At 43.6% G+C, this 4,573-nt stretch carries 7 protein-coding genes; 6 read left to right on the forward strand and 1 reads right to left on the reverse strand.

Going from position 1 to position 4,573, the window contains the following annotated elements:
- Positions 1-100 precede the first annotated feature (100 nt).
- From ACH0QE_RS13795 to ACH0QE_RS13815, 5 genes are all read left to right on the forward strand, one after another.
- Positions 101-919: a flagellar hook-basal body protein gene (locus ACH0QE_RS13795; RefSeq protein WP_415801186.1), complete on the forward strand. Its 819-nt coding sequence runs from the start codon at positions 101-103 to the stop codon at positions 917-919.
- 64 nt (positions 920-983) lie between these two features.
- Positions 984-1,832 carry a flagellar hook-basal body protein gene (locus ACH0QE_RS13800; protein ID WP_415801187.1) on the forward strand — a complete coding sequence of 283 codons (849 nt, stop codon included), beginning with the start codon at positions 984-986 and terminating at the stop codon, positions 1,830-1,832.
- A gap of 19 nt (positions 1,833-1,851) precedes the next feature.
- Positions 1,852-2,115, forward strand: coding sequence for a DNA-directed RNA polymerase subunit beta (locus ACH0QE_RS13805; protein ID WP_415801188.1), 264 nt, complete (start codon positions 1,852-1,854; stop codon positions 2,113-2,115).
- Positions 2,116-2,204: 89 nt separating this feature from the next.
- Complete coding sequence (fabZ, locus tag ACH0QE_RS13810; RefSeq protein ID WP_023613628.1) at positions 2,205-2,627, forward strand: 3-hydroxyacyl-ACP dehydratase FabZ; 423 nt, start codon at positions 2,205-2,207, stop codon at positions 2,625-2,627.
- Between the two features lie 400 nt (positions 2,628-3,027).
- Positions 3,028-3,345 carry a hypothetical protein gene (locus ACH0QE_RS13815; RefSeq protein WP_415801189.1) on the forward strand — a complete coding sequence of 106 codons (318 nt, stop codon included), beginning with the start codon at positions 3,028-3,030 and terminating at the stop codon, positions 3,343-3,345.
- A 177-nt stretch (positions 3,346-3,522) separates the two neighbouring features.
- Here the strand turns inward: ACH0QE_RS13815 and ACH0QE_RS13820 are convergent, their stop codons facing one another.
- Positions 3,523-3,957, reverse strand: coding sequence for a YwpF-like family protein (locus ACH0QE_RS13820; protein ID WP_415801190.1), 435 nt, complete (start codon positions 3,955-3,957; stop codon positions 3,523-3,525).
- 260 nt (positions 3,958-4,217) lie between these two features.
- Here ACH0QE_RS13820 and ssb point away from each other — a divergent pair.
- On the forward strand, positions 4,218-4,573 hold a 356-nt coding region (gene ssb, locus ACH0QE_RS13825), incomplete at its 3' end, for a single-stranded DNA-binding protein (RefSeq protein WP_415801191.1).

Raw genomic sequence — 4,573 nt, forward strand, 5'->3', positions numbered from 1 at the left:
TGCAAATTTTTAATGTTTCTTGCCGATATATTTCTTATAATAGAAAGTAGTGAAAAAATTCCCTGTTACTGAGGAGTTTTTCCGATAAGGGTGTGAAATTATGTTCAAAGGCTTTTACACAGTAGCTTCCGGTATGCTTGCACAGCAGCGCAGGACGGAAATGCTGACGAATAATATGTCCAATGCCAATACGCCTGGATATAAGGCAGACCAGGCGGGAATGAGGGCGTTCCCAGAAATGCTGCTTCAGCGTTTTGACAAGCAGCAAATTCCGACGGAGAAAGGCCTGAATTTGCCGTTCAACAAGGAAATTGGCACAATCAATACAGGTGTTTACATGCAAGAAGCGATCCCGAAATTCATCCAGGGTGATTTACGCGAAACTGGACGGAAGACGGATGTAGCATTGCTCGATATCAATATGCCTGAAGATGGCTCAGTATTTTTTACTGTGCGCAACACGGATGGCACAGTTCGTTATACAAGGAATGGAAATTTCACGATTGATGCACAGGGATATTTGACGACTGGCAGCGGCCATTATGTGCTGGACTCAGCCGGCCAGCAAATCCAGCTCTCGAGCGACCGTTTTACAGTCAATGAGGGCGGTGTCCTGACCGGTGAAAATGGCGAGGGTGCTACACTTGGCGTAGCCTATGCGAACAATCCGCTGCGAATGATAAAAGAAGGCGACGGCCTGTTCCGTACGGAAGATGGTGGAGCATTGCCGACTGCTTTTGGCACAGCTGGTGTTCAGTTCAGGACGCAGCAAGGTTTCCTTGAGCAATCCAATGTCGATATCAGCAGGACGATGACCGACATGATGTCAGCTTACCGAGCTTTCGAAGCAAACCAAAAGATTCTCCAGGCTTATGATAAAAGCATGGAGAAGGCTGCGAACGAAATCGGAAGGCTATAGTATTCTGGATCAAATTTTAAAAGGAATCGCACTCCTTCCCTGGAGGCGTATTGAGGTATAAAATATGAACAGAACAATGATCACTGCAACAAATACATTATCCCAGCTGCAAAAGCAGATGGACATGATCAGTCACAATCTTGCCAACATCGATACAGCTGGCTACAAGCGCCGCGAAGCGTCTTTTACCGACTTGCTTGTGCAGGAATATCGCAACCAGCCAAACAATGCCCTGGAGCCGCAGAACCGGATGACGCCTTTTAACATCCGCCAGGGTACTGGTGCAAGGCTTGGCCAAATCCAGCTGACCCTGTCACAGGGCAGCCTGAAATCAACTGGGCGTGCGCTTGATACGGCATTTGCAGCTGAAGGCCAATTTTACCGGGTGATGGTTCAGAATGAGGATGGCAGCTCTGCGATGCGTTTGACACGTAATGGTGCATTGTACCTTACACCTCTTACTGATAATCAATCTATGCTTGTGAATAGCGATGGAAATGCTATCCTGGATGAGAACAACCAGCCAATCACAATAACAGGTAATGTGAAGAACTTTAATATCAATAATACCGGCCTTTTAACAGCTGAAATGTACGATGGGACGAGCCACGAAGTGAATCTTGGTGTAATATTGATTAATAAGCCTCAATTTTTAGAGCAAAAAGGGGCGAATCTGCTAGGGTTGCCAGACAACCTGGCTGAGCTTGGCGTAACCGAGGAAGAGGTAATGACTAATCTAACGGGCCCTTTAAGGAATCAAATTTCCATCCAGCAAGGTGCCCTTGAGCAATCGAATGTTGATATGAGCAAAGAAATGACGGATTTAATCAATGTTCAGCGGAGCTACCAGTTCCACTCGAAATCGATTACACTTGCCGATCAAATGCTCGGACTAGTGAACGGAATCCGTTAAGAGGGGAAGAACAATCAAAATGGCTTTGAACAAGAATAATCAAGAAGCAGTAACGCGTGAAGAAGTGAAAAAGGAAAAGAAACAAACACGCGAAAAAAAGAAAAGAATCCGGGTTCGCCTTATTCCAATCTGGCTTCGGATTATTATTGTGTTACTCCTGTTAGCCGCAAGTGTCGTTCTAGGCGCGATGTTCGGCTATGCCGTTATGGGCGGGGGAGAAGCGATGGACATTTTCGAGAAGTCAACTTGGACTCATATTATAGATCTGGTTAATGGAGAATAATTTTTCGGAAGGAAGGGAGATTTCCCTTCCTTTTTGTTTAGCTTTTTTAGTACAATGGTTAGTAAGTATTAGTAGGAGGTACTAAGAATATGATGGACATCACCCAAATCAAAGAAATCATACCGCACCGCTATCCATTTTTACTCGTTGATAAAATTGTGGAAATCGAAGAAGGTAAAAGGGCAGTCGGCATCAAGAATGTTACAGCGAACGAGGAATTCTTCAATGGTCATTTCCCTGATTATCCCGTCATGCCAGGCGTTCTAATCGTGGAAGCATTGGCTCAGGTTGGAGCTGTTGCCGTTTTAAAACTTGAAGAAAACCGCGGCAAAATCGGCTTCTTTGCAGGTATCGACAACTGCCGTTTTAAAAGACAGGTAAAACCAGGCGACCAGCTTCGCCTTGAAGTTGAAATGATCAAGCTGCGCGGGCCGATTGGAAAAGGTAAGGCAGTCGCGACTGTAGATGGCGAACTGGCTTGCGAAGCGGAGATCACATTTGCGATAAAATAATTATTTTTTGAGAGAACTCAAATTTGGTTTGGGTTCTTTTTTTTACATAATTAGGAAGACGGTGCAATTATGGCTGTTGAACGTGCAATTAAACGAGAAGAGGGTGCAATTACAATGGGGAATGGTGCAATTATCGTTCCATACTAAGAGAATAATTTTTCCAGTTGGATTAACAGCTTAAAAATGGCTGCGATTCCCGATAAAAAAGTAACTTATACTGTTAGATATGGGTATAATTAGTGATTTAATGCGGGTCATAATTAGTCTTTTATCATACCCGTACCGAAAATCGGGTAATTTTTACAAAAATCGTGCAAGTTTTTTTCATTGATGGGCAATATAACAGCAGACCCGTGCAACAGGTCTCAAAAATATCTATTAATGAAAGGGGCTTTTACTCATGAAGAAAAAGCTATTAATGTTAATTGGTGGCTCATTGCTATCGGCTATGTTCCTTGCAGGCTGCGCGAATGACCAGGATCCTCCTCCGGATGACGATGTGGATATCGAGAATCCAGCGGAGGACAATGGAGACATGAATGGTGACAATGGCAATGTCGACGATGATGGCATGATCGATGACAACAACGGTACAAACGGCAATGGCGACGTCAACACTGAGAACGATGGTGACATGATGGAGGACAACAACGAGCCTGGTGAAGACGCTGTTGAAGACAACCTTGATATGAATGACGAGAACAATAAGGATCAATAATGCAAAAAGGGCAGGGATGGATTCCTGCCCATTTATTTTGCATATCGAAAAATTTTGCCGGTTGATTTGTCTCATCTCAATTTGCTCGTGTTTATTTAATTGCACATTACAAGTTCAACTATCACGGCCAATTAATTTCTCCAATAAAAAAACTCCAGCCAGTCAGCAGGAGTTCGGTTACACTTTTTTTGGCTGCAAAATCTGCGGCCTTGTTATGATTTTTTCCTTGAATTCCGTAAGCAGTTCTTCGCCTTTGTATCCTTTATCAAGAAGATACTCGAGCAACTTTTCCGGGTAATCGCTCTTCGGTTTGGTGAGCTTTCCTGTTAAAAGAACGCTGGCATGTGTCTTCAGCTTCTTCACGCAACAAACTTTTGTCACGAATGCCGCCGGGTCGTTTTCGCGTTTGGTGATGACGACTTGGACGATGATTTCTTTGTCGTTGTCGCACGCATCCTGGAAATAGGGGATGTATTTATGATCAGTAAAAACTTCGACGAGCCACGTGCCTTTTTCATCCTCTTTATTGATAATCAGGCCGTCTTCCATTTCGATATCCACTAAAGCATCATCATCAGCAAGCTGCATTGAAATCAACTTAAACGTCTTCATGTCAACCACCTCCCGTAATACTTGTCCAAATTATAACACAGGATGAATCGAAAGCGAAAAAAAGCAAGTTTGTCGAAAGAAATATTTCTGAATTGGTAAAAATCATTTTTAGCTGTATATGATGTGTTGAAAAAACAATAATCTGAAGTTAATAGGCTTGTTTGATGCAGTTTTTACAGTCAAAAGAACGATTTTCGACATTTTACTGCAGCGCTAAAAAGGAATATCATCGGGTTATCAAGGAGAAAGGAGATGAAAAGGTGATCAATCAAGTAACGCTAGTAGGCAGGCTGACCAGGGATCCAGATCTCAGGTATACACCAGACGGCAAAGCTGTGTCGAATATAACGCTTGCGGTGAACAGGCAATACAAAAATGCCAGCGGGGAAATCGAGGCCGATTTTGTCCACTGTATCCTCTGGGGCAAAACAGCCGAGAACACGTCCAACTATTGTAAAAAGGGCTCTGTCCTCGGAGTGACTGGTCGCATACAGACACGAAACTATGATAACCATGAAGGCAAACGTGTCTATGTTACCGAAGTTGTTGCCGAGGGAGTTAGATTTTTAAGTACAAAGCCAGCTGGCACAAGAGAAACCCAGCAGGCATCGCAACC

Source organism: Mesobacillus sp., assembly GCF_047739415.1.
Lineage (GTDB): Bacteria > Bacillota > Bacilli > Bacillales > Cytobacillaceae > Mesobacillus.